The organism is Mesorhizobium sp. M6A.T.Ce.TU.016.01.1.1, from assembly GCF_003997065.1.
GTDB classification, from domain to species: Bacteria; Pseudomonadota; Alphaproteobacteria; order Rhizobiales; family Rhizobiaceae; genus Mesorhizobium; species Mesorhizobium mediterraneum.
Genome location: NZ_RZTJ01000002.1, coordinates 172,048 through 197,427 on the forward strand (window position 1 = coordinate 172,048; position 25,380 = coordinate 197,427).

Here is a 25,380-nt window from a genome sequence, read left to right on the forward strand (position 1 = left end):
CTGATGAGGAAGCCGCGCGCGACCGCTGCGACAAGCGGGCCGGATGGACTGGCGTCAGCCGGTGATGTCGCGGCGATTGTCGCCGGCACGCATGGTGATCCTTTCGCTGTCCTCGGTGTGCACGAGGTTGACAAGGGCTTTGTCGCCCGCTGCTTCGTCCCTCATGCCGAGCTCGTCACTGCCTATACGCTGACCGGCAAGAAAGCGGGCGAACTCTCCAGGCGCGACGAAGGCGGCTTCTTCGAGGGCAGGCTGTCGCTCAAAAAGCGACAGCCCCTGCGCTATCATGCGCGCAATGCCGGTGGCGACTGGTGGCTGACCGATCCCTATTCGTTCGGTCCGGTGCTTGGTCCGCTGGACGACTATTATATCGCCGAGGGTTCGCATCTCAGGCTGTTCGACAAGCTCGGCGCGCATCTCATCGACCACGAGGGTGCGTCCGGCGTGCATTTCGCCGTCTGGGCGCCCAATGCCAGGCGTGTGTCGGTGGTCGGCGACTTCAACGAATGGGACGGCCGCAGGCATACGATGCGCGTCCGCCGCGACACCGGCATCTGGGAGTTGTTCATTCCCGACATCGGCGCCGGCCGGCCCTACAAATACGAGATCATCGGACCCGATGGCGTGAGGCTGCCGCTGAAGGCCGATCCGTTCGCCTTCAAATCCGAACTGCGCCCGGCCACCGCTTCGGTGACGGCGCTTCCGCCGGCGCATCAATGGGGTGACGAGGCGCACCGCAATTTCTGGCGCAACACCGACCCCAGGCGCGAGGCGGTGTCGATCTATGAGGTCCATGCCGGCTCCTGGCAGCTTCACGACGACGGCAGCTTTCTGTCGTGGGACGAACTCGCCGAAAGGCTGATCCCCTACGTCGTCGACACGGGTTTCACCCATATCGAATTCATGCCGATCTCCGAACATCCCTATGACCCGTCCTGGGGCTATCAGACGACAGGCCTCTACGCGCCGTCGGCCCGCTTCGGCGATCCGGACGGCTTTGCCCGCTTCGTCGACGGTGCCCACCGCGCCGGCATCGGCGTCATCCTCGACTGGGTGCCGGCACATTTCCCGGTGGACGCGCATGGCCTGGCCAATTTCGACGGCACCGCGCTCTATGAGCATGCCGATCCGCGCAAGGGCTTCCATCCAGACTGGAACACCGCGATCTACAATTTCGGCCGGCGCGAAGTGGTCTCGTTCCTCGTCAACAATGCGTTGTTTTGGGCCGAGAAATACCATGTCGACGGTTTGCGCGTCGATGCCGTCGCCTCGATGCTCTACCTCGATTATTCACGCAAGGCCGGCGAATGGATTCCCAACGAAAAGGGCGGGCGCGAAAACCTCGAGGCGGTCAGCTTCCTCCAGAGGATGAACAAGGAGGTCTATGGCCATCATCCGGGAGTGATGACGATTGCCGAGGAATCGACCTCGTGGCCGAAGGTCTCGCAGCCGGTGCATGAGGGCGGACTGGGTTTCGGCTTCAAGTGGAACATGGGCTTCATGCACGACACGCTGGAGTATTTTTCCAAGGAGCCGATTTTTCGCAAGCATCACCACAACGATATCACCTTCGGCCTAGTCTACGCCTTCTCAGAGAATTTCGTGCTGCCGCTCTCCCATGACGAGGTCGTGCACGGCAAGGGTACGCTGCTCGGCAAGATGGCCGGCGACGACTGGCAGAAATTCGCAACGCTGCGCGCCTACTACGCCTTCATGTGGGGCTACCCCGGCAAGAAGCTGTTGTTCATGGGACAGGAATTCGCCCAGCGCCGCGAGTGGAGCGAGGCGCGCGCGCTCGACTGGAACTTGCTCGATTTCCGGCTCCACCGCGGCGTCCGGCAAACGGTGCGCGATCTCAACTATCTTTACCGTTCGCGCCCGGCGCTGCATGCGCGCGACTGCGAGCCGGAGGGCTTTTCCTGGCTGATCGTCGACGACAGCGCGAACTCCGTCTTTGCCTGGCTGCGTAGCGCGCCGGGCGGAAATCCGGTCGCCGTCATCTCCAATTTCACGCCCGTGCCACGCGACAATTATCGCGTGCCGTTGCCGACGGCCGGAACATGGCGCGAGATCATCAATACGGACGCCGCCGACTATGGCGGTTCCGGCAAGGGCAAGGGCGGCGCCGTCGAGGCTCGGGCGGAAGGAGGAAGCATCTCGGCGACGATGCTGTTACCGCCGCTGTCAACGATCATGCTCGAATTTGCTTCGGAATGAGCGATGTCTCGCAGCGCGTAACTTGGGAGGATAAAATGGCAGAGATAAAACGAACCCAGCCGCTGGCGCGCGATGCCATGGCTTATGTGCTGGCCGGCGGCCGCGGCAGCCGGCTCAGGGAGTTGACCGACCGACGCGCCAAGCCGGCGGTCTATTTCGGCGGCAAGACGCGCATCATCGATTTTGCGCTCTCCAACGCGCTCAATTCCGGCATTCGCCGCCTCGGCGTCGCCACGCAATACAAGGCGCATTCGCTGATCCGCCACCTGCAGCGCGGCTGGAACTTCCTGCGGCCCGAGCGCAACGAGAGCTTCGACATTCTGCCGGCCAGCCAACGCGTGTCGGAAACGCAATGGTATGAGGGCACGGCCGATGCCGTGTACCAGAACATCGACATCATCGAGGCCTACGGGCCCGAATACATGGTCATCCTGGCCGGCGATCACATCTACAAGATGGACTACGAGCTGATGCTTCGCCAGCATGTCGATGCCGGTGCCGATGTCACCGTCGGCTGCCTCGAAGTGCCGCGCATGGAGGCGACCGGCTTCGGTGTCATGCATGTCGATGCCAAGGACACAATCATCTCCTTCATCGAGAAGCCCGCCGATCCGCCCGGCATTCCCGACAAGCCGGACTTCGCCCTGGCCTCGATGGGCATCTACGTGTTCAAGACCAAGTTCCTGATGGAGCAACTGCGCCGCGACGCGGCCGAACCGGGCTCAAGCCGCGACTTCGGCAAGGACATCATCCCGTATGTCGTGGAGCATGGGAAGGCGATCGCCCATCGCTTCGCCAAATCCTGCGTGCGCTCGAGTGCCGAGAACGAGGCCTACTGGCGCGATGTCGGGACGGTCGACGCCTATTGGGAAGCCAATATCGACCTGACCGACATCACGCCGGAGCTCGACCTCTACGATCGCGACTGGCCGATCTGGACCTATGCCGAGCTGAAACCGCCGGCAAAGTTCGTGCATGACGAGGATGGCCGTCGCGGCTCGGCCGTGTCGTCGCTCGTCTCGGGCGATTGCATCGTCTCAGGCGCGTCACTGAAGCGAAGCCTGATCTTCACCGGCGCGCGCATCAATTCCTATTCGACGCTCGAGGACGTCGTCATGCTGCCCGACTGCCATGTCGGCCGGAACGCAAGGTTGAAGCGCGTGGTCATCGATCATGGCGTAAGGATACCGGAGGGGCTCGTGGTCGGCGAGGATCCCATTCTCGACGCCAAGCGCTTCCGCGTTTCCGAAAAGGGCATCTGCCTCGTCACGCAGGTCATGATCGACAAACTGGGGTTGTAGTGGATGCAGGTTCTGTCGGTCACGCCCGAAATATTCCCTCTGATCAAGACTGGCGGGCTTGCCGACGTGACCGGCGCGTTGCCCATCGCGCTCGCCGGCAACGGCGTGACGATGCGCACGCTCGTTCCCGGCTATCCCCAGATCATGGATGCCTTCAAGAAGAAAAAGGCCGTTCACCAATACTCGCAGCTGCAGGGCGGCAAAGCTTCGGTCCATGCCGTGGAGATTTCAGGGCTCGATCTTTTCGTGCTCGACGCGCCGCATCTGTTCGATCGTCCCGGCGGTCCCTATGGCAATGCCACCGGCGCCGACTGGCCGGATAATTGGCGGCGTTTCGCGGCCCTGAGCCAGGTTGGCGGCGACATCGCCGGCGGCGCCATCTCGGGCTACCAGCCGGACATCGTCCACGCCCATGACTGGCAATCGGCGATGACGCTGGCCTATATGCGCTACGGCAAGGCGGTCGGAACGCCGTCGATGATCACCGTCCACAACCTCGCTTTCCAGGGCCGGTTCGGCGCCGGCATCTTTGGCGAGCTTGGCTTGCCGGCGTCGGCCATGGCGCTCGACGGCGTCGAATATTATGGCGGCGTCGGCTTCCTCAAGGCCGGCCTGCAGGCCGCCTGGGCCATCACCACGGTCAGCCCGACCTATGCCCAGGAAATCCGCTCGCCCGAATTCGGCATGGGCCTTGATGGCCTGGTCAACATGCGGTCTGTCGATCTCTATGGAATCGTCAACGGCATCGATACCGAGATATGGGACCCGGCCACCGACAAGCATCTGGTCTCCAATTACACGGCCAAGACTTTGAAGGCGCGGCACCCCAACCGGACCGCCGTCGAGGATCGTTTCGACCTCGATCGCGACGACAGTCCGATCGTCTGTGTCATCAGCCGGCTCACTTGGCAGAAGGGCATGGATATATTGGCGGCGGTCGTTGACGGGATCGTTGCGAGGGGTGCGCGCCTGGCGATTCTGGGATCCGGCGACGCCGGCCTCGAAGGTGCGCTGCTGGCCGCCGCCGCCCGCCACCGCGGTCGCATCGGCGTCGTCATCGGTTATGACGAGGGCCTTTCTCACACCATGCAGGGCGGCTGTGACGCCATCGTCATCCCGTCGCGCTTCGAGCCTTGCGGACTGACGCAGCTTTATGGCCTGCGCTATGGCTGCGTGCCGGTCGTCGCCCGCACCGGCGGCCTCGCTGACACGATCATCGATGCCAATGAAGCGTCCGTTTCGGCAGGCGTCGCGACCGGCTTCCAGTTCGCGCCCGCCGATGCCGGCGCCTTGCTGCACGCCATCCGCCGGCTGGTCGAAGCGCACGCCAACCCCACGGTCTGGACGTCGATGCAGCGGCAAGGCATGAAGGCCGACGTGTCGTGGGACAAAAGCGCGGAAAAATATGTTGAGCTCTATCGCTTGCTGCTTTCGAAAAGGGTTGCCTGAAGCATGACACAAACCGTCCCCACCAAACCCTATCTCGACCAGAAGCCCGGCACCTCCGGGCTGCGCAAGAAGGTGCCGGTGTTCCAGCAGGGGCACTATGCAGAGAACTTCATCCAGTCGATCTTCGATGCGCTGGATGGATTCAAGGGCAAGACCCTGGTGATCGGCGGCGACGGCCGCTTCTACAACCGCGAGGTCATCCAGAAGGCCATCGCCATGGCGGCAGCAAACGGCTTCGGCAAGGTGATGGTCGGGCAGGGCGGTATCCTGTCGACGCCGGCAGCTTCCAACGTCATCCGCAAATACAAGACTTTCGGCGGCATCATCTTGTCGGCCAGCCACAATCCGGGCGGCCCGCATGAGGATTTCGGCATCAAATACAATGCCGGCAATGGCGGCCCGGCGCCGGAAAAGCTGACCGACGCGATCTTCGCCAAGACCAAGGTGATCTCCAGCTTCAAGATCGCCGACATCGAAACCGTCGACATCGACACAATCGGTACCGTCGAGACGGGCGGCATGACGGTCGAGGTGATCGACCCGGTCGCCGACTATGCCGAGTTGATGGAAAGCCTGTTCGATTTCGATGCCTTGCGCGCGTTGTTCAAATCGGGTTTCCGCATGCGCTTCGACGCCATGCATGCCGTGACGGGTCCCTACGCCAAGGAGATCCTGGAAAACCGTCTCGGCGCGCCGAACGGCACCGCCCGTAACTTCATTCCCCTGCCGGATTTTGGCGGCCACCATCCCGATCCCAATCTGGTTCACGCCAAACACCTCTATGACGAGATGATGGGACCGGATGCGCCGGATTTCGGCGCCGCTTCCGACGGCGACGGCGACCGCAACCTGATCATCGGCAAGGGTATTTTCGTCACCCCGTCGGATTCCGTGGCCATGCTCGCCGCCAACGCCCATCTGGCGCCGGGGTATAAGGCCGGCCTGAAAGGCATCGCCCGCTCGATGCCGACCAGCGGTGCGGCCGACCGCGTCGCTGAAAAGCTCGGCATCGGCATCTATGAAACGCCGACCGGCTGGAAATTCTTCGGCAACCTTCTCGACGCCGGCATGGCGACGATCTGCGGCGAGGAAAGTGCCGGAACCGGCTCCAACCATGTCCGCGAAAAGGACGGGCTGTGGGCCGTGCTTTTGTGGCTCAATATCCTTGCTGCCCGCGGCGAAAGCGCCAAGCAGATCGTCACCGAGCACTGGGCGACCTATGGCCGCAACTACTATTCGCGCCATGACTATGAAGAGGTCGAGACCGACCGCGCCGACGCGCTGGTCGACGAATTGCGCGCCAAGCTCGCTTCGTTGCCCGGCACCAGCGTGCGCGGCATGAAGATCGCTGGCGCCGACGATTTCGCCTACCATGATCCGGTCGATGGCTCGATAGCCAAGCACCAGGGGATCAGGGTGCTGTTCGAAGGCGGATCGCGCGTCGTCTTCCGTCTCTCCGGCACCGGCACCTCGGGGGCGACGCTGCGCGTCTATATCGAGCGCTACGAGCCCGACAAGTCTAGGCACGATCTTGACACCCAGGAGGCGCTTGCCGATCTGATTGCGGCAGCCGATGATATCGCCGGGATTCGCGGCCATACCGGCCGCGTCAAGCCGAGCGTCATCACCTGATGCCATCTGGAATGCCGGCCGGTTATCGGCCGCGATTTGGCGGACTTGTCGGGCAAGGCGGCATTCGTTTTGCCGCATGGTCGTCTGCGGCCAGCCGGCTCTGGGTCTCGATCTTTGACGAACGGGGAAACCGCGAGATCGACCGGCTCGAACTCCGGTCGGAAGGCGAGGGCGTTCACGCGCTTTTCGTTGCCGGCCTCGCTGCCGGCACCCGATACGGCTTTCGCGCCGATGGCGACTATGCGCCCGAGCGAGGGCTCTGGTTTGATCCCGACAAGCTGCTGGTCGACCCCTATGCCGTCGAGATCGACAGGCCGTATGTCTATGACGACCGGCTCACCGCTCGCCGGGGCGAGGGGACCGACACCGCCCCGCTGCTGTCGAAGGCGATTGCCGGCGCCTTGGCAGAGCCGCTGGCTGCTCTGCCGCCGCTGTTCCAGCCCGGTGGACTGGTCTACGAGGTGCCGGTGCGAGCCTTCACCATGTTGCATCCGGACATCCCGAAGCAGCAGCGCGGCACGATTGCCGCCCTTGCCCATCCGGCCGTCGTCGAGCACTTGAAAAGACTCGGGGTCGGCGCGGTCGAATTGATGCCGGTGACGGCGTCGATCGACGAACGACATCTGCCGCCACTCGGGCTCCGCAACGCCTGGGGCTACAATCCCGTGACCTTCATGGCACTCGATCCGCGCCTCGCGCCCGGCGGTCTCGCGGAATTGCGGCAGACGGTCGCCGCACTGCGTGAGGCCGGCATCGGTGTCATCCTCGACTTGGTCTTCAACCACACCGGCGAAAGCGACAGGTTTGGACCGACGCTGTCGCTGCGGGGCCTCGACAGCCGCGCCTACTACCGGCATTGGCCGGACGGCAGCCTGGTCAACGATACCGGCACCGGCAATACGGTCGCTTGCGATCATCCGGTCGTCCAGGAAATGGTCCTCGACACACTTCGTCATTTTGTCCGCCATGCCGGCGTCGACGGTTTCCGTTTCGATCTGGCGCCCATTCTAGGGCGGGTCGAGGGCGTTTTCGACACCGATGCGCCGTTGCTGAGAGCTGTTCGGAACGACCCGGTTCTTGGCGACAGGGTGCTGATCGCCGAGCCTTGGGATATCGGGCCGGACGGCTATCAGCTCGGCAACTTCCCGCCGCCTTTCCTCGAGTGGAACGACAGATATCGCGACGATATCCGCCGCTTCTGGCGTGGCGATCGCGGCATGGTCGGCGCGCTGGCGACGCGGCTCGCCGGCTCGTCCGATGTCTTTGCCAAAGCGGGAGAGCGAACAAGCCGCAGCGTCGACTTCATCGCCGCGCATGATGGCATGGCGCTGGCCGATATCGTTGCCTACGAGCACAAGCATAACGAGGCCAATGGCGAGCAGAACAGAGATGGCCACAACGAGAACCTGTCGTGGAACAACGGCGTCGAAGGCGAAGCCGGCGATGAGGCCATCGCCAAGGTCCGCTTTGATGATCAATGCGCGCTGCTGGCGACGCTGTTTGCTTCGCGTGGAACGATCATGCTGACCGCAGGCGACGAATTCGGCCGCACGCAAAAGGGCAACAACAACGCCTATGCGCAGGACAACGAAATCACCTGGCTCGACTGGGCCGGCCGGGACCAGACGCTGGAGCATTATGCCTCTGGACTTGCCGCGATGCGTCGCGCCGCGCCGGCACTTTCCGACACGCGCTTCCTGACCGGAGAGCCGCGGTCCGGGTCGGAAGTACCGGATGTTGCCTGGCTGACCGAGACCGGGGCGCCAGTCGATGAGAGAAGCTGGCAGAACCCTGAGCGGCATCGCCTGGCCATGGTGCTCGGCGGCACTGGCGACGGGGGCCGCCGTCTTGCGGTCGTCGTCAATGGCGATCGTCGGGCCTGTATGTTCACGCTACCGGAGCGCGAGGGATTTTTCTGGGGCCCGGCCATGGAAACATCGGCTGGCGCTTTCGACATCTCGCGGCCGGTGCCTGGGCGAACGGTCGTTTTCATGATCGAGCGCAAGGTCGGGCCGGCCCGCATCGAGGAGAACCCATGATGGCTGATGACAATGCCGAGTGGTGGCGCGGCTGCGTCATCTATCAGATCTACCCGCGCTCCTTCCAGGACACGACGGGGGACGGCGGCGGCGATCTGCGTGGCATTGCCTCAAGGCTGGCTCACGTTGCATCGCTTGGCGTCGACGCCATCTGGCTGTCGCCCTTCTTCAAATCCCCGATGGCCGATATGGGCTACGACGTGTCCGACTATACAGCCGTCGATCCGATGTTCGGCAAATCGGAGGAATTCGACGCGGTGGTCGCCGAGGCGCACCGTCTCGGCCTGAAAGTCATCATCGACCAGGTCCTGTCGCATTCGTCCGATCGGCATGAATGGTTCGTCGAAAGCCGCGCGAGCCGCGATAATCCCAGGGCCGACTGGTATGTCTGGGCCGATCCGAGGCCTGACGGCACCGCGCCCAACAACTGGCTGTCGGTTTTCGGCGGACCCGCCTGGGAGTGGGATGCGACCCGCAGACAATATTACATGCACAATTTCCTCGCCTCGCAGCCGGACCTGAATTTCCACAATCCGGAGGTTCAAGACGCCTTGCTGGAGACGGTGCGGTTCTGGCTGGAGCGCGGCGTCGACGGTTTCCGGCTGGATACGGTCAACTACTACGTCCATGACCGCTGGCTGCGCAGCAACCCGCCGCTGGCATCGAGCGTCGCCGGCACCAACACCGAAACCAATCCCTACCTCTACCAGGAGCATCTGTTCGACAAGACGCAGCCTGAAAACCTCGCTTTCCTCAAGCGTTTTCGGGCGCTGCTCGATGGATATGAGGGCCGCGCCGCTGTCGGTGAGGTCGGCGACGAGGGCCGTTCGTTGCAGACGCTCGCCGCCTACACCGCCGGCGGCGACAAGCTCGACATGTGCTACACTTTCGACCTGCTCGGTCCGCAATTCTCGGCAGCACACGTACGTGGCTGCGTCGAGGCTTTCGAGAGTACGGTCTCCGACGGCTGGGTCTGCTGGGCGTTTTCCAACCACGACGTCGTTCGCCATGTGACGCGCTGGACAAGGCCCGGCGGCGATCTGGAGGCGGTGGCAAAATTCTCGATCGCGCTGCTGTCGTGCCTGCGTGGATCGATCTGCCTCTATCAGGGCGAGGAGCTTGGGTTGGAGGAGGCGGAACTGGCGTTCGAGGATCTGCGCGACCCCTACGGCATCCGCTTCTGGCCCGGGTTCAAGGGCAGGGACGGATGCCGCACGCCGATGGTCTGGGAGAAAGGAGCCGACAATGCCGGTTTTTCCACTGGCAGACCGTGGCTTCCGGTGCCGGATAGCCATCGCGCCCGCGCGGTTGATGTCCAAAACGGCGAGGAGAAGTCGGTTCTAGCCAGCTACCGGGCGATGCTCGCCTTGCGCAAGCAGCATGTGGCCCTGGTACAGGGCTCGATCCGGTTTCTCGATGCAGAGGGTGATGTCCTTGCCTTCATTCGCGAAGGCGGCGGCGAGAAGCTGCTCTGCGTCTTCAATTTCGCCGACGAGCCGGCCGACTGGCCGTTGCCTCAGGATGCAGATGTTGCAGAGACAGTCGATCTTGGCGGCACTGATGCCGTCTTGCAGGATAAGATGCTGTCGCTGCCGCCCTTGGGCTGCTTCCTGGGACGAGCCGGCTGACCTCTCACCTGGCCGTCATTGAACGAGCACGGAGCGCCCGCAAGTCGCGCCCAGGACCCGGACATCGGCCTCGCCGACACGCACGCCCAGTGCCGCAAGCACGTTATAAACCAATTCGTCGACAGGCGCAGTCACACCGTTCAGCAGCGCCACAACTGCTGGCTTCACCGTTCCAAGCAGCGCGGTTACATCAAGCCCGAGGCCCAGCGCACTGACCGAAAGCGACAAATTGTTGACCAGCGACGTGGTAAGAGATTGCGTCAGGTTTTTCGTGGAAGCGGTCTTTATCGTCTTGTTTGCGATTTCGGTGCTGTTGAAGGTCAATGTCGTCGGCTCGGTGTTGGTGATCTCGAAGGCCGCAGAGCCATTCACGCCGATCAGATTCAGGGTGAGAAACAGAAGCTTCACGCTGACCTGCGCGATTTCGGCATTTTGAAACGACTGTGGGTTGCTGAAATCGGCGAAGGCGGAGGGGCTGTTGTCGGCATCGCTGGCGCCAAGGTGCAGCGATGCTAGGCTCGGGCGTGCGGCAACGGAAACCTTCAAACTGTCGGGATGCCCCGTCGGGCAACTGATGTCGGTCAGCTTGGCTTCGGCAGAGGCCACCTCGACATGCAGCGGCAGTTTGACGGCCAGGAGGCTGATGCCGCCACCGAGAGTCGCATTGCTGCCGCCGACCGACGCCACCAGCTTGATCCGTGTCTGCGCCGTACGCACCACGGCGCCCTTCTCGCCAATTGTCAGCCATGGCGAGAATTGCGCAGGTTCGCCGATGGCAACGGCAAGCGTGGTGGAGACAAGCCCCGGAATCGTGGCTCCGAGATTGAGCTCGACCTGCTTCGAGCCGTTGGCCAGTGCGGCGGCGGTGGTCAGTATGCCCATGGCGCTAGCGTCGACCGAAAAACCGGCCGACTGTTGCCCGAGGCCCAGTTGGCCAATTGATCCAAGGTCGACAAGATGATTGAGCGGTATCTTGACCGTGCTGGTGGTCCTTGAGGCGATTGTCTGCAAAGCAAGCTTGCTGGTGCTGCCAACGGGTGAAACGTCAGCCATGGCCGTCGCTATCTGGCCCACCGTAGCTTTCGAAGCCAACACCTCCGAATAGCTGACACCTGTCAGCTGCAACTGAACGGCAAGTGCGTCAAAGAACGAAAGCAGGTTGACGTCGGCAGCGATCAGAGCGTTGTAGTCCATGACGCTGAGCGAAATGTTGCCGCCCAGGAGGCCGCTGAGAAGCGAGTTCAGGATGCCGCCATTGACGCTGAGAAGCCTGGACCCGACCGAAAACATCGCCTGCGGCGCTATGCTGGCAACGGCTTGGGTACCGATCACCGGAGTCGCGATAAGCGAACTCGCGAAATAGCGGGCGGGTATCTTTTGCAGGGCGACATGGACGGCGTTGTAGGGCGTCTTGCCGGCCTCGAAGCGCTTGTCGACGCCGAGCGACGACTCTGGTGAATATCGACCGGCGGTGACCGACACAATGGTCTTTCCGAGAGTAGGAACGATTGCATGTCCTGCCTTCTGAACAACGATACCCGGCATCCCGTTATCGCCGAGCGTTGTCACCACCGCGGCCTCGATGTTGTTGATGTTTGAGGCGGCCGTGATTGCCGCCAGATCGGTTATTGTCTGGGCCTCCCGGCGCTCCACATAGATCGAACCTTCATCGATGGCGAAGGCAGCCAGCGCCAGCGCGAACGGAGCGCAAAGCGCCGTCATGACGGTGAAGTTCGCCTTCGAGTCGCCAAGCATCGAGCGGGCGACCCGGCCGATCCTCCCCAGCAAAAGTTCCGACATTCAGATGCCTCCGACTCGTATCGTCGATTTGCGCGAGATCGTGGTTCCAGGCATGGGCAGCGCCGGGAATAGATTCCAGACGGGCAAATTGCGGGCATCGTATTGGATGGACACCACGAACTGTTTTCCGTCGGCCGTGCTGTCTTTAGCCTGATAGGTCAGCTTGTCGGAATCGACAAAGGGATATCCGCTGGCGTTGTTGTTGACGAAACTGGTCACCAGCGCTTGGCGCTCGGTTTCGTTCAGCCCGGCAATAGCCGTGCGTGCGGCGTCCGCCGCGATCTGCTGCACGGAGTTGCTTGCACCAAAATAAATACCATATGCAACCATTCCGAGCAAGAGCAGGATAAAAATGGGCGAAAGCAGTGCAAACTCGATTGCAGAGGTGCCGGAATTTTCTCTACATAGACGCGAAATTAGTCTTAAGTGGAGTGCTTTTAGGCACTTCATAGCGGCAACCTTACTTTCTGTGCTGTTCATACCCTTTGCCCGTTGGGAGATGATAGAGATCCATCGAAGCCCATCGAGCAATGTAACCCATGGTTGCTTAAAGGCGGCTTAAGACATTTCGACAAAGTGGAATCGACGACAGGTTTCTTGCCGGAAACGAAAATCCTGAAGTGAGAAAACGCAGCCAAGCCTCTGGTTTCGATTACTGTTCTGCCGGCCACGAAGCGGCTGTCGGCGCGCCTTACTTTGGGTGACCCCTAGAGCCTGTTGAAATAAAAAATCTCCACGTTACTGTTTGGCCACCAGCTGCCGGAAAGGGAACCGGCGGCGCGCTCAAAGGGGCCATCTAATCGGTTTCGGGGCGTCAACACTCAAGAGGCGTAGCTGTAGGGCCGTCTCGACAGGGAGAACTTCATGCTGAAAAATATGCTGAAGGCGACGGTATTCGCCACAACCATGACGTTGGCCGCGGGCACGTTCTACGCGCCGGCTTTCGCCGAGGTCGTCTATAACAGAGGCAGCGCCGCCGAAGTGGAGTCGGTCGACCCGCACAAGACCTCGACAGTCTACGAAGCCAATGTTTTGCGTGACCTGTTCCAGGGACTGGTCATGCAAGATCAAAAGGCGAATGTCATTCCGGGCGCCGCCGAGAGCTGGACGGTATCGGACGACGGCACCGTCTATACCTTCAAGCTGCGCAAGGACGGCGTCTGGTCGGACGGCAGCCCGGTGACGGCAGATGACTTCGTCTACTCTTTCCAGCGGCTGGAAGACCCGGCCACCGGCGCCGAATATGCCTCGATGCTCTATCCCGTGAAGAACGCCGAGGAGGTGAACACCAAGAAGGCCAAGCCCGAGGAGATGGGCGTCAAGGCAATTGACGCAAGTACCCTGGAAGTGACGCTGAAGGCGCCCACGCCCTACTTCCTCGAAATGCTGACCCACCAGGCGGCCTATCCGGTGAACAAGGCTTCCATCGAAAAGCTTGGCGCCGATTGGATCAAGCCGGGCAACCTGGTCTCCAACGGCGCCTTTACGCTGGCGGAGTGGGTTCCCAACGACCACATCAAACTGGTCAAGAATCCGAAATTCTGGGATGCTGCGACCGTCAAGATCGACACCGTCAACGTTATCCCAACCGAAGACCGCTCGTCGGCGATGAAGCGCTTCGAGGCCGGCGAACTCGACAGCTACGACGATCTCCCGACCGAACAGCTCGCCGATCTCAAGGCCAAGTTTGGTGACCAGATTCGCGTCGGGCCGTATCTCGGCACCTATTACTATGCGATCAAGACCGACAAAGCCCCATGGGATAATGTCGAACTGCGCAACGCCATCTCCATGGCAATCGACCGCGACTTCATTGCCGAAAAGGTCTGGCAGAACTCGATGCTGCCCGGCTATTCGATGGTGCCTCCGGGCATCGAGGGTTACACGCCGGCAATGGCCAAGTATGCTGAGATGTCGCAAATCGACCGCGAGGACGAAGCCAAGAAGGTGCTTGAGAAGCTTGGCTACACGCCCGAGAATCCGCTGAAGATGGAAATCCGCTACAACACTTCGGAAAACCACAAGAACACCGCGGTCGCCATCCAGGAACAGTTGAAGCCGCTCGGCATCGAAATCACGTTGCTCAACACCGACACCAAGACCCACTACTCCTTCCTGGAGCAGAAGGGCGACTATGACGTCGCGCGTGCCGCCTGGATTGCGGACTACAAGGATCCGGAAACCTTCCTCGGCATCACCCGCAAGGCCAGTGGCAACAACTATTCGGTCTACAACAGCCCGAAATACGAGGAGGCCATGGACAAGGCGGCAGCCGCCGGCGGCAAGCCCGAAGAGCGCATGAAGGAACTCGCCAAGGCCGAGCGCATCCTCGTCGATGAGGTCGGCAACATCCCGCTTCTCTACTATAGTTATCACGATATCGTTTCTCCGAAGCTTCATGGCTTCGAGGACAACGTCATGGACGTGCATCCGTCGCGCTTCATCTCCAAGGACTGATTTCCTTGGCCGAACTGCCGCTCTTTTGCAGCGCCGCGCGTCCTTCGGGACGCGCAAAGGACGCTGTAACGCTTTGATTTTGCGCATGGCCCCTTCCGAACCTTCGGTTCGGTTCGGGGTCATGAGTTAGGGCGGCGGTTCCGGTTTGCTAGCAAAGCGGGGAACCGATGCTGCGTTACGTATTTCGGCGGCTCCTGACCGCCATTCCGACGCTGTTCGTCATCGTGACGATGGCGTTCTTCCTGATACGCGTCGCGCCGGGCGGGCCATTCAATCAGGAGCGGGGCCTGAGTCCGGAGATCAAGGCCAATCTTGAAGCGCAGTTTGGCCTGAACGATCCGCTCTGGCTGCAATATGTCCACTATCTCGGCAATCTGCTGCGCGGCAATTTCGGGCCGAGCTACAACATGCCGGATTTCACCGTCACCGAATTGTTTGCCAAGGGGCTGCCCATTTCGATTCAGATCGGCGCCTCGGCCCTGATCCTGGCGCTGCTGCTCGGCAGTCTCCTCGGCACCATTGCCGCGCTCAATCAGAACAAGCTTGCCGACTATTCGGTGATTGCGCTGGCTGCCGCTGGCAGCACTATCCCGACCTTCGTCATCGCACCAGTGATCCAGCTTTTGTTCGGTCTGACCTGGAAGCTGCTGCCGATCGGCGGCTGGGGGGATGGCGCTCTCCTCAACAAGGTCGGGCCTGTGCTGACCCTCGCCTTGCCGCAGATCGCCATCGTCGCCCGCCTGATGCGCGGCTCGATGATCGAATCGTTGCGCTCGCACCACATCCGCACCGCACGCGCGCTCGGTCTGTCGGACTGGTCGGTGGTCGTCAAGCATGCGCTGCGCGGCGCCATTCTGCCGATCGTCTCCTTCACCGGCCCGGCGGCGGCGGCATTGCTCACCGGCTCGATCATCGTCGAGACGATTTTCGCCGTTCCCGGCATCGGCCGCTATTTCGTCGAGGCTGCGCTCAACCGCGACTACACGCTGGTCATGGGCACCGTGGTGGTCATCGCTCTGTTCACCATCGTCTTCAACCTGATCGTCGACATCATGTACGCCTTCGTCGATCCGAGAGTGCGCTATGACTGACATCGCAGCCACCGTTCCGGCCGTCGTCGGCCGCTCCCTGTGGGCCGATGCCTGGGCGCGCCTCAAGGCCAATCGCGCCGCCATGTTCAGCCTGTATTATCTTGCCTTCATCGCGCTCCTCAGCGTGTTCGGGCCCTCTTTGGTGCCGCATCGATACACCACCATCTACGCCGACTATGTGCGCACGCCGCCGAGCTTCTCGGCCTATCCGAAGGCCGACAAGATCGAAACGGCGCTCAATGAGGCGATCAAGCGTATGCGTGTCGACATCAAGGAGTGGCGGCAGGAAGACAATCGCATCTTCGTCACCGTCACATCTTCCAAGCCGATCGACGACCGCAATGTCCGCTACCTCGACCGTTCCGATGCCTTCGACAACACGAAGATCGAGAGCAAATCGCCTGACGGCCTTGAAGCGGTGATGAGCGCTTCGATCAGGCAGCAGTATTTCCTGTTCGGCACCGACAATACCGGCCGCGATCTCCTGTCGCGGACGCTGATGGCCGGGCGCATCTCGCTGGCCATCGGCCTGCTCGCCGGGGTCGTCGCCGGCGTCATCGGCGTGCTCTATGGCGCTACTGCCGGCCTTGCCGGCGGCAAGGTCGACGAGGTGATGATGCGCATCGTCGATGTGCTTTATTCGCTGCCGTTCATCTTCTTCGTCATCATGCTGGTGGTCTTCTTCGGCCGGAACTTCGTGCTGATGTTCCTTGCGGTCGGCGCCGTGCTCTGGCTCGACATGGCGCGCATCGTGCGCGGTCAGGCCCTGTCGATCCGGCGGCAGGAATATGTCCAGGCGGCGGAGGCGATGGGCATCGGCCAGCGCGGCATCCTGATCCGCCACGTCATTCCCAACCTGCTTGGCCCAGTGGTCATCTACATGACGCTGCTGGTGCCGCATGTCATCATCCTGGAGAGTTTCCTGTCCTTCCTCGGGCTTGGCGTGCAGGAACCGATGACCAGCTGGGGCGTACTGATCTCGACCGGCGCCAAGAACATCGGCACCGCCAACTGGCTGCTCTTGTTCCCTGCCTTCTTTCTCGTCTCGACGCTGTTCGCGCTGAACTTCGTTGGCGACGGCCTGCGCGATGCGCTCGACCCTAGGGATCGTTGAGATGGACGCTTCCGAAACGATCCTCAGCGTCAGGGACCTTCGGGTCCGCTTCCGCACGCTCGACGGCGTGGTCGAGGCGGTCAAGGGCATCAACATCCACGTCAATTCAGGCGAAACCGTCGCCGTGGTTGGCGAATCCGGCTCCGGCAAGAGCCAGACGATGATGGCGGCGATGAGCCTGCTGGCCTCGAACGGCGAGGCGACAGGCGTCGTCGACTATCGCGGCCGCAACCTTTTGACCCTAAGCAAGCCCGAGTTGAACGAGGTCCGCGGCCGCAAGATCAGCATGATCTTCCAGGAGCCGATGACCTCGCTCGATCCGCTCTATTCGATCGGCAACCAGCTGATCGAGCCGATCCGCCGGCATCGAGGACTTGGCGCGGCACAAGCACGCGAAGAGGCGCTCAAGCTCTTGCGGCTGGTTCGTATTCCCGATCCCGAGCGGCGGATGAAATCCTACCCGCATGAAATGTCGGGTGGCCAGCGACAGCGGGTGATGATCGCCATGGCTCTCGCCAACGATCCCGACATACTGATCGCCGACGAACCGACGACGGCGCTCGACGTGACGATCCAGGCGCAGATCCTCATGCTGCTCGCCGAGCTGCAGCGCAAGCTCGGCATGGCGATCGTCTTCATCACCCACGATCTCGGCATTGTCCGGCGCTTTGCCGACCGCGTCTACGTCATGCGCTACGGCGAAGTCGTCGAGGAGGGCGAGGCGGAAGCGATCTTCGTCAACCCGCAGCATGCCTACACCAAGATGCTGCTGGCCGCCGAGCCGACCGGAACCAAAGCGCCGCCGCCGCCAAACGCGCCTGTCCTGCTCGAAGGCAGGAATGTCGAAGTGAACTTCAAGATCGGCGGCGGGTTTCTTGCCGGAGAGCCGCTGGTGCTGCGCGCGGTCGATCACATTTCGATCCGGCTGCAGCGGAACCAGACCATCGGCATCGTCGGCGAATCCGGTTCGGGAAAATCGACGCTCGGCCGGGCTTTGCTGCGGCTTCTGCCAAGCGATGGCCTCATCCGCTTTGGCGATCGCGATATCTCCTCCGCCGACCGTCAGGCCATGCGGCCGCTGCGGCGTGAATTGCAGCTCGTCTTCCAAGACCCGTTCGGTTCGCTGTCGCCGCGCATGACCGTCGGCCAGGTCATCACCGAAGGGCTTCTGGTGCATGAGCCGACCCTGTCGGGTAAGCAACGCGATCTGCGCGCGGTCGAGGCATTGCGCGAAGTCGGGCTCGATCCGAATGCGCGCAATCGCTACCCGCACGAATTCTCCGGCGGCCAGCGCCAGCGCATTGCCATCGCGCGCGCGATGATCCTCAAGCCCAAGGTGGTCGTCCTCGACGAGCCGACGTCGGCGCTCGACCGCTCCGTCCAGAAGCAGATCGTCGAGCTGCTGCGCAAGCTGCAGGCCGACCATGAACTGTCGTATCTGTTCATAAGCCACGATCTCGCCGTCGTGCGTGCCATGGCCGACTACATCATCGTCATGAAGCAGGGCAAGATCGTCGAGGAAGGGCCGACCGAGGCGATCTTCAGCAATCCGCAAGCTACCTACACGCAGACGCTCATGGCCGCGGCCATCGACGTCACTCGGTTTCGCTTAAGCGCGTAACGCGATCAGTCAGGCCTGCAGCGGAGGGAGATTTTTTCGGGAGCAAAACAGCCAACCACTGGCCGTTCCGGGAGAAGGGAGACAGTTCATTCCGGCTAGGTGATTAGTATCAAGTCTGACCACACAAACCCTGAAGAGTGGGACCCACGTGATTGACCTTTCGGGATCAACGCCGACAAAAGCGTAAATGCGCAATGGGGATAAACCACGCATGCTTTGAGCTTGCATTCCAGACAGAGCACCCGCCTGATTTGCGCGACAGTTGGCTGTTGTTAACGAACATCCAGCGCAGGTCGATGTAGGAAAACGTCGCTAGTCGGGTCGAGCGCGGCAGATGCCGGCGAGAATGGTTCAGTCGAAGAAGCCCGCGTCCTCTTCCCTGAGGTACTTCCTGGTTGCTTCGGCGTCGATATCGAGGCCCAGCCCCGGCGCTTCCAGCAGGTCCACCATGCTGTCCTTCACGACCTGCTCAGGCAGGCCAATGACGATGTCGCTCCACCACGGGTCCGAAGCGCTGGGATATTCGAAAGCCACGTAGTTGGCGGGCAACGTGGCGCAGACATTGATCAGCGCGCCGAGGCCGAGCAGGCCGTTCGCCGTGCCGTGCGGCGCCATCAGGATCGAGTGCATATAGGCGTGCTCGGCCACCCATTTGAGCTCGGCTATGCCACCGATATCGGCAGGATCGGGACCAATGACGCGCACCGCCTGCGTCTCGATCAGCTCCTTGAAATTGTGCCGCAGGTAGATCTGCTCGCCGGTATGGATTGGCGTCGAGGTGGAGGTGGTCAGCTCCCGATAGGCCTGCGGATTGACCCACGGCACATAGTCGCCAGTCAGCATGTCCTCGAGCCACATCAAATTGTACTTCTCGACCGCGCGAGCGAACTTGATCGCATCGGGCAGCATCCAGCCCGGGCCGCAGTCGAGCGCCAGGCTGACCTCGTCGCCCAGCACTTCCTTCATCGCGATCACGCAGTCGAGCATGTGATTGAAACCGCGCTCGCTGATCACGCCTTGATCCATGGCACCGTGATAGCCGGCCTTCTTCTGCGTCACGCCGTAATGGAAGCCCTCAATGGTGTCCTTCATGTTGGAGTGGAACGAGATTCCTTGCTTGATCATGAAGAAGTTCTGCGGCTGCTCCATCATCCATTTGACGTCAGCGGCGTAATCCTCCGGCCGGTCGCCCGTGCGTTTCTGGCGGATCGAGCCGTTGTAGACGCGCACCTTGTCGCGCACCTTGCCGCCGAGCAGCTTGTAGGCCGGCACGCCTGCGGCCTTGCCGGCAATGTCCCACAGCGCATGCTCGATAGCGCTTACCGCCGCGCCATAGGGCTTGAAAGAGCCGCGTTGGCGGATCTTCAGCATCACCCGCTCGACGTCGGTCGGGTCTTCGCCGATCAGCGCCTCGCGAAAATGCAGGACCCAGGGCTTGAGGTACGGCTTGGTGTACTCGACCTCGCCCAGGCCATAGAGGCCCTCGTCGGTGACGACGCGAACGATGGGGTGCTTGCCGATGACGGCACAGCGGAGATCGGTGATCTTCATGGCGCAGTCCTATTTCACAGACGAGAAAGCTGTCGGCGTGAGCAGCTGGCTGCTGATATTGGCAATGATCTGCCCGTCGCGCTCAGACTCGTCCCGGGCTCTGTGCCATGCCGGATCGGTGACGAAAGCCGCCCATTTCGCCTCACGCTCGGCCAGCGATTCCCAGGCGAGGAGATAGGTGAGGCGATTGCTGTTTTCGCCGATCGCCGTGGTGAAAAACCCGGCTTGGCGGATGCCATGCCTCTCCCAGATGGCCAGCGTTTGGTCGGAAAAGCGCTTGAGCAAAGCCGGCAGCCTGCCCGGCAGGCAGTCATAGATACGCAGTTCGTAGATCATGGTTTCGTCCGTTTCTTTCTTCGCCTCTCCCTTGGGAGAGGTCGACACGAATGGTCGGTCGTTGGCCCTGTGAGCCTGGGGGAATGAGGGAAAGGGGTCTGGGCTAACTCCAGGTCCGGTCCCAGCTATATTCATTGTCCCAATGCTCGGTGGATTGCCATATCCCCGTGACCCCCGGTTGCAGGTGCAGCGAGATTACCTCGTCGACTACGTCGTCAATCCCCAGGCCCGGCTTGTCCAGAACAGTGATAAAGCCGTCCTTGACGAGCGGCTTGGGGACGCCGGTGACGATATCGTCCCACCAGTCGACATCGGCGGAGTGATATTCGAGCGCCATGAAGTTTTCGGTCGCGGTCGCGACATGCGCCGCAGCCATTGCCGCGATTGGACTTTCCGCCATATGGATCGCCATGGCGACACCATGGTCCTGTGCCGCGTCGCCGATCTTCTTGGTCTCGAGGATGCCGCCGGTGGTCAGCAAGTCCGGATGGATGACCGAGATGCCTGAGTTGAGCAGCGGCTCGAAGCCTTCCTTGAGATAGATGTCCTCACCCGTGCAGATCGGCACGGACGTAGCCTGCTGCAACTGCCGATACTGCTCGGTGTACTGCCAGGGGATCACGTCCTCGAGCCAGGCCGGTGCATATTTCTCGATCCGCCGGGCGAGACGGATGCCATCCTGCAGCGAGATGTGGCCGACATGGTCGATGGCGAGCGGGACCTCGTAGCCGATCACCTCGCGGACCTCGTGGATATATTGATCGAGCAGGTCGATGCCCTTTTCGGTGAAGTGGAGGCCGGTGAAGGGATGCGGCACGTTCTGCGCGTCATAGGCGGCATTGCGCGCCCGGCGTTCGTCCAACGTGCGTGCCCGGCCGCGGCTGGCATGCGTGCGGAAACCGTCGAGCACGCCAGCCGGCGCGACCACCGCGCCCGGGATGTGGGAGATCTGCGCCAGCCCCAGATCCATCTTGAGGAACGTGAAGCCGAGTTCCATGCGCTGCTTGAGGCGCTTGCCGGTCTCGGTGCCACTTGGCTTGTCGGCGTCGGTGTCGCAATAGACACGCACCTTGTCGCGGAACCGTCCCCCGAGCATCTGGTAGATCGGCACGCCATAGGCCTTGCCGGCGAGATCCCACAGCGCGATTTCGACCGCCGAGACGCCGCCGCCTTGCCGGCCATGGCCACCAAATTGCTTGATGCGGCGGAACAGTCGGTCAATGTCACAGGGATTCTCGCCGAGCAACCGGCTCTTCAGCATCAGCGCATAGGTGGCGCTAGCGCCGTCACGCACTTCGCCCAGGCCGACAATGCCCTGGTTGGTGTAGATCTTGATGAGCGCCGAGGTGAACGGCGCACCGACGATTTCGGCAACCCGCATGTCGGTGATGCGAAGGTCGGACGGCTTGGAGTCCGTGTTCACCCGATTGAGCGCCTCGTCGGCCCCATCTGTTTTTGGCATGATCAGTCCTCGTTCTGGTCAGCTGGGCTCGTGGGCAGGCCTAAACTAGCCCAGCTCAATCTCATGGGCCTGCAGGTAGTCGCGGTCCATCTCAACACCCAGACCAGGCTTCGATGTCAGCTTCAGGCTGCCGTTCGAAACGTCGAGAGGTCTGTCGATGAGGTGATCGTATTTGCCCAGGTTCCACTCCGACGTTTCGAGCTTGTAGAAGTTGGGAACGGTCATCATCACCTGCGCTCCCGCAACCACGTTGATCGGCCCAGCGGCGTCATGCGGCGAGACCGGGATGTAGTAGGCTTCGCATAGGGCGGAAATCTTCTTGAGTTCGGTAATGCCGCCGGTCCAGGTCACATCAGGCATGATGTAGTCAGCGAGCTTGTTCTCGAGTACCGGCACGAAATCCCATTTCGTGTGGCCGCGCTCGCCCCACGAGATCGCGGCACTGACCTTCTCACGCACCTGCTTGAGTGCGTTAAGGCTCTCGGGCGGACAGGGCTCCTCAAACCAGTCGATCTGGCCGGCTTCCTCCAGGCTCCGACATAGGCGAATGGCGGTGGGAACGTCGAAGCGGCCATGCGCGTCGATGAGAATGTCGACATCAGGCCCCGCCGTTTCGCGGATCAGCGCCGTGAGTTCGGCCGCTTCGCGCTCGTCCTTGCGGGTCATGCTGCCATCGAGGTAACCGTCCCGCTGTTCGCGGGACAGGCCATCGGCGGTGCGGCCCTGGTGGGGGAAAGGATCGAACTTGAGCGCTGTGTGTCCGGACTCGACGATGTCCAAAATTTCGCGGACCACAGCCTCCTTGCTGGTGAATTTGGCCTGGTTAGGATGGGTGTAGAGTGCGATTTCATCGCGCACCGGTCCGCCTAGCAGCTCGTAGATCGGCTTACCGAGGACTTTGCCCCGGATATCCCAGAGGGCTATATCGATGGCGCTCACGCATTCGACGGCGGCGCCGCGGCTGCCCATGTAGGTGAAGCTGCGGAAAATCTTGTGCCAGAGACGCTCGATATGAGCTGGATTCTCGCCTGTCACGGCGATGCCGATCTGCCGCAGGATCGTGCACAGGGCGCGGTTGGCGAGCCTTGTGGTTGTCGTGATCTCTCCCCAGCCGCTCACCCCTTCGTCGGTCGTCACCTCGACGAAAAGGAACTCTCCCCAATAGGAAGCATCGGACTTGATCAGCCACGGCCGAATGCTCGTGATTTTCATCTCAACTACCTTTTTCGAAATGGTCGGGCTAACGATGTTCTGGACTGGACATTCTATCCGGCCCGAGCGGCGTTGCGCGCTCGCATCTGTTCGAGAATATGCCGGCCCGAACCCTCGACATGGCGAGAAACGAGTTCGGCCGCCTTGTCGGCCTCTCCCGCCTTTACGAGCGCGATGAGTTCGCGGTGCTCGCGAATGATCGCGGCACGCCGTGCAAGCGTGAAGTTGAAACGCCGGCTCACGGCTCGCAGCACTTCGCGATGCTTCCACCAAAGTTCGGCGGCATGGCGGTTATAGTGCCGCTGGTACATCACGGTGTGGAAAGCCGTATCCAGCTCGCTGTGCCTGAACGTGTCGGCGAAGTTGTTCTCTTCGATCAGGCCTTGGAGACGTTCGAGTTCGGCGATGTCCTCGCCGGTCGCCATATTCACAAACCATCGCGTCAGGGCCGGCTCGATCAGAACACCGATCTCGTAGATATCCCGCACAAAATCCTGATCTATGGGTCGGACGCGCGCCCCGCGGTTGGGGAGAAAGATGACAAACCCCTCCCCGCGCAAGAGCTGCAGGGCCTCGCGCACGGGGTTGGTCGAGGTGCCGTGACGCCGGGCGAGATCGGTGACCACAAGCCGTTCGTTGGCGGCGAGCCGTCCTTCGATGATGTCTTCCCTAATCAGTTCGTAAACTGAGGCGCCCTCGCTGGAGGCCCCTATGGGGTCAATCTCAGCCGGTGGCATGGCTTTAAAATCACTTATTTCGGCCAAGGCCGGCTCCCCTATTCAGTACATACTCTGCCCGATATCACACACGGTTTCCACAAACAATGTACGATCCTATGCGTTGACAGGCAATCCATGATCTGAAAACGTACAAGGTGATCGAAGGGATACATAGAATAGAAAGGCGTCCCGCGGTCGAACGAGCTAGGCCGCTTTGCCTCGGCGCAGGGCGGCATTGAGAACCAGGGAGGATACCTATGACGAGGATTACGCTCGGCAGTGCGGTCCTGCGCGGCACTGTCGCCACTGCTTTGATGGCATCGCTGATGTCCACATCGGCACTCGGTGCGCCGCCGGTCGACCTGAGCAAGTGGTCGCCGGAATATGTGCGCTCCATTGCCGGCACACAGGATTTTGACACGGCAGCCGATTGCGCCAAGGTCACCCCGCTCGACTACAAGGGGCGACTGACTTTCTGGTATCAGGGCGTGTTCGAGGGCGACCCCGACCTCCTGCGCCAGTACTACAAGGAATTCTTCGAGACCTTCCGCAAGACCTATCCGAACATCCAGCTCGAGGAACAAGCCCTCACCTATAACGACCTTCTCGACAAGTTCCGCACGGCGCTCCTGGGCAATGCCGCGCCGATGGCGGTCCGCCTGCAAATCCTGGGTGGTACCGAGTTCGCGTCAAAGGGCTACCTGGAACCGCTCAAACCCGAGGATGTCGGCTATTCGACCGATGATTTCTGGCCCGGCGCCATGAAGGCCGTAACCTGGGAGGACGTAACCTACGGCATTCCGACCAACAACGAGACGATGGCATTCATCTGGAACGCCGACATCTTCAAGCGGGCGGGCCTCGATCCGGACAAGCCGCCGGCAACCTGGGACGACGTCGTCAAATATTCCAAGCAGATCCACGACAAGCTCGGCATTGCCGGCTACGGCCTCGTGGCTCGCAAGAATGCCGGCAATACGCCGTACCGTTTCATGCCACAGCTATGGGCCTATGGCGGCGGCGTCTTCGACGAAGCCACCGCGAACCCGACCTATGAGGAGGTCCAACTCGGCAGCCCGCAGAGCAAGGCAGCGCTGCAAGCCTCATACGACATGTACGTTCGCGACAAATCGGTTCCGGTTTCGGCACTCACCAACCAGCAGGCCGATAACCAGCCCCTGTTCCTCGCCGGCCAGCTTGGCATGATGATCTCGCACCCGTCCGACTACGACGTGATGCTCGACCTGCAGAAGAAGGCGACAGGCACCGACAAAGACAAGGCGCAGACCGTCATCGACAACATGCGCTACGGCCTGATTCCGACTGGCCCCGACGGCAAGCGCGCCGTCGTGTTCGGCGGCTCGAACATTCACATTCTGAAGCCCGAATATGTCGAGGGCGGCAAGGTAGACGAGCCGGCTGCAAAGGCCATCATCTGCATGTGGGCGAGCCCTGAGTGGTCGCTGAAGATGGCCTACGCCGGCTCGAACCCAGGCAACCTTAATGGTTTCAAGACCAAATGGATGAAGGAACGTCTCGACAACATCGAGTTCCTCGATGTGACGACCTCGATGCTGCCATATGGCATCCCGTTCCCAGCGCTGCCGCAATCCCCCGAGATCATGAACATCATCGTCCCGGACATGCTGCAGAATGCCCTAACCGGAGCGATGACCGTCGACGAGGCAGCGGACGACGCGGCCCAGAAGGTCAAAGATCTGATGGGCGGACTCTAGTCCAAGCCTGACCTG

18 protein-coding genes are annotated in these 25,380 nt (G+C 61.6%); 11 read left to right on the forward strand and 7 right to left on the reverse strand.

Annotated features, from left to right (window positions below):
- The first annotated feature begins 3 nt into the window (after positions 1-3).
- The 6 genes from glgB to EOC94_RS04220 are packed head-to-tail and all read left to right on the forward strand — an operon-like array spanning position 4 to position 10,266.
- Positions 4-2,217 (forward strand): 1,4-alpha-glucan branching protein GlgB, encoded by a 2,214-nt coding sequence (gene glgB / locus EOC94_RS04195; protein ID WP_127288731.1) that lies wholly within the window; start codon positions 4-6, stop codon positions 2,215-2,217.
- 35 nt (positions 2,218-2,252) lie between these two features.
- Positions 2,253-3,518, forward strand: coding sequence for a glucose-1-phosphate adenylyltransferase (gene glgC, locus EOC94_RS04200; protein WP_127288733.1), 1,266 nt, complete (start codon positions 2,253-2,255; stop codon positions 3,516-3,518).
- A 3-nt stretch (positions 3,519-3,521) separates the two neighbouring features.
- Positions 3,522-4,967 (forward strand): glycogen synthase GlgA, encoded by a 1,446-nt coding sequence (gene glgA, locus EOC94_RS04205; protein WP_095486093.1) that lies wholly within the window; start codon positions 3,522-3,524, stop codon positions 4,965-4,967.
- Between the two features lie 3 nt (positions 4,968-4,970).
- Positions 4,971-6,599: an alpha-D-glucose phosphate-specific phosphoglucomutase gene (locus EOC94_RS04210; RefSeq protein ID WP_127288735.1), complete on the forward strand. Its 1,629-nt coding sequence runs from the start codon at positions 4,971-4,973 to the stop codon at positions 6,597-6,599.
- Between the two features lie 11 nt (positions 6,600-6,610).
- Positions 6,611-8,638, forward strand: coding sequence for a glycogen debranching protein GlgX (glgX, locus tag EOC94_RS04215; protein ID WP_127288737.1), 2,028 nt, complete (start codon positions 6,611-6,613; stop codon positions 8,636-8,638).
- On the forward strand, positions 8,638-10,266 hold the full coding sequence (locus tag EOC94_RS04220; RefSeq protein WP_127288739.1) for an alpha-glucosidase family protein: 1,629 nt from the start codon (positions 8,638-8,640) through the stop codon (positions 10,264-10,266). The genes glgX and EOC94_RS04220 overlap by 1 nt, the downstream gene beginning before the upstream one ends.
- A gap of 15 nt (positions 10,267-10,281) precedes the next feature.
- On the opposite strand, the gene EOC94_RS04225 is transcribed toward EOC94_RS04220, so the two are convergent.
- Together EOC94_RS04225 and EOC94_RS04230 are read right to left on the reverse strand one after the other, a co-directional pair.
- Complete coding sequence (locus tag EOC94_RS04225) at positions 10,282-12,066, reverse strand: pilus assembly protein TadG-related protein (protein ID WP_245465488.1); 1,785 nt, start codon at positions 12,064-12,066, stop codon at positions 10,282-10,284.
- Positions 12,067-12,516 carry a TadE/TadG family type IV pilus assembly protein gene (locus EOC94_RS04230; RefSeq protein ID WP_127289191.1) on the reverse strand — a complete coding sequence of 150 codons (450 nt, stop codon included), beginning with the start codon at positions 12,514-12,516 and terminating at the stop codon, positions 12,067-12,069.
- A 414-nt stretch (positions 12,517-12,930) separates the two neighbouring features.
- Here EOC94_RS04230 and EOC94_RS04235 point away from each other — a divergent pair, with 414 nt between their 5' ends.
- The 4 genes from EOC94_RS04235 to EOC94_RS04250 all read left to right on the forward strand — a co-directional run bounded on the left by EOC94_RS04235 (position 12,931) and on the right by EOC94_RS04250 (position 18,349).
- Positions 12,931-14,523, forward strand: a complete 1,593-nt coding sequence (locus EOC94_RS04235; protein ID WP_095486239.1) for a peptide ABC transporter substrate-binding protein — start codon at positions 12,931-12,933, stop codon at positions 14,521-14,523.
- A 167-nt stretch (positions 14,524-14,690) separates the two neighbouring features.
- Entirely contained in the window at positions 14,691-15,614 is a 924-nt protein-coding gene (locus EOC94_RS04240) for an ABC transporter permease subunit (RefSeq protein WP_095486240.1), read from the forward strand.
- Positions 15,607-16,728 (forward strand): ABC transporter permease subunit, encoded by a 1,122-nt coding sequence (locus EOC94_RS04245; RefSeq protein ID WP_095486241.1) that lies wholly within the window; start codon positions 15,607-15,609, stop codon positions 16,726-16,728. The genes EOC94_RS04240 and EOC94_RS04245 overlap by 8 nt, the downstream gene beginning before the upstream one ends.
- A 1-nt stretch (position 16,729) precedes the next feature.
- Positions 16,730-18,349 carry an ABC transporter ATP-binding protein gene (locus EOC94_RS04250; RefSeq protein WP_127288741.1) on the forward strand — a complete coding sequence of 540 codons (1,620 nt, stop codon included), beginning with the start codon at positions 16,730-16,732 and terminating at the stop codon, positions 18,347-18,349.
- Positions 18,350-18,700: 351 nt separating this feature from the next.
- Here EOC94_RS04250 and EOC94_RS04255 read toward each other — a convergent pair whose 3' ends face one another.
- The 5 genes from EOC94_RS04255 to EOC94_RS04275 form a co-directional block, all read right to left on the reverse strand.
- Positions 18,701-19,900, reverse strand: coding sequence for a mandelate racemase/muconate lactonizing enzyme family protein (locus EOC94_RS04255; protein ID WP_127288743.1), 1,200 nt, complete (start codon positions 19,898-19,900; stop codon positions 18,701-18,703).
- A gap of 9 nt (positions 19,901-19,909) precedes the next feature.
- Positions 19,910-20,236 (reverse strand): NIPSNAP family protein, encoded by a 327-nt coding sequence (locus EOC94_RS04260; protein ID WP_127288745.1) that lies wholly within the window; start codon positions 20,234-20,236, stop codon positions 19,910-19,912.
- 103 nt (positions 20,237-20,339) lie between these two features.
- On the reverse strand, positions 20,340-21,698 hold the full coding sequence (locus EOC94_RS04265; RefSeq protein WP_127288747.1) for a mandelate racemase/muconate lactonizing enzyme family protein: 1,359 nt from the start codon (positions 21,696-21,698) through the stop codon (positions 20,340-20,342).
- Positions 21,699-21,743: 45 nt separating this feature from the next.
- Positions 21,744-22,910: a mandelate racemase/muconate lactonizing enzyme family protein gene (locus tag EOC94_RS04270; RefSeq protein WP_127288749.1), complete on the reverse strand. Its 1,167-nt coding sequence runs from the start codon at positions 22,908-22,910 to the stop codon at positions 21,744-21,746.
- A 53-nt stretch (positions 22,911-22,963) separates the two neighbouring features.
- Complete coding sequence (locus tag EOC94_RS04275; RefSeq protein ID WP_127288751.1) at positions 22,964-23,674, reverse strand: GntR family transcriptional regulator; 711 nt, start codon at positions 23,672-23,674, stop codon at positions 22,964-22,966.
- Between the two features lie 212 nt (positions 23,675-23,886).
- Between EOC94_RS04275 and EOC94_RS04280 the strand changes: the two genes are divergently transcribed.
- Positions 23,887-25,365, forward strand: a complete 1,479-nt coding sequence (locus EOC94_RS04280; protein WP_127204221.1) for a sugar ABC transporter substrate-binding protein — start codon at positions 23,887-23,889, stop codon at positions 25,363-25,365.
- The last annotated feature ends 15 nt before the right edge of the window (positions 25,366-25,380 follow it).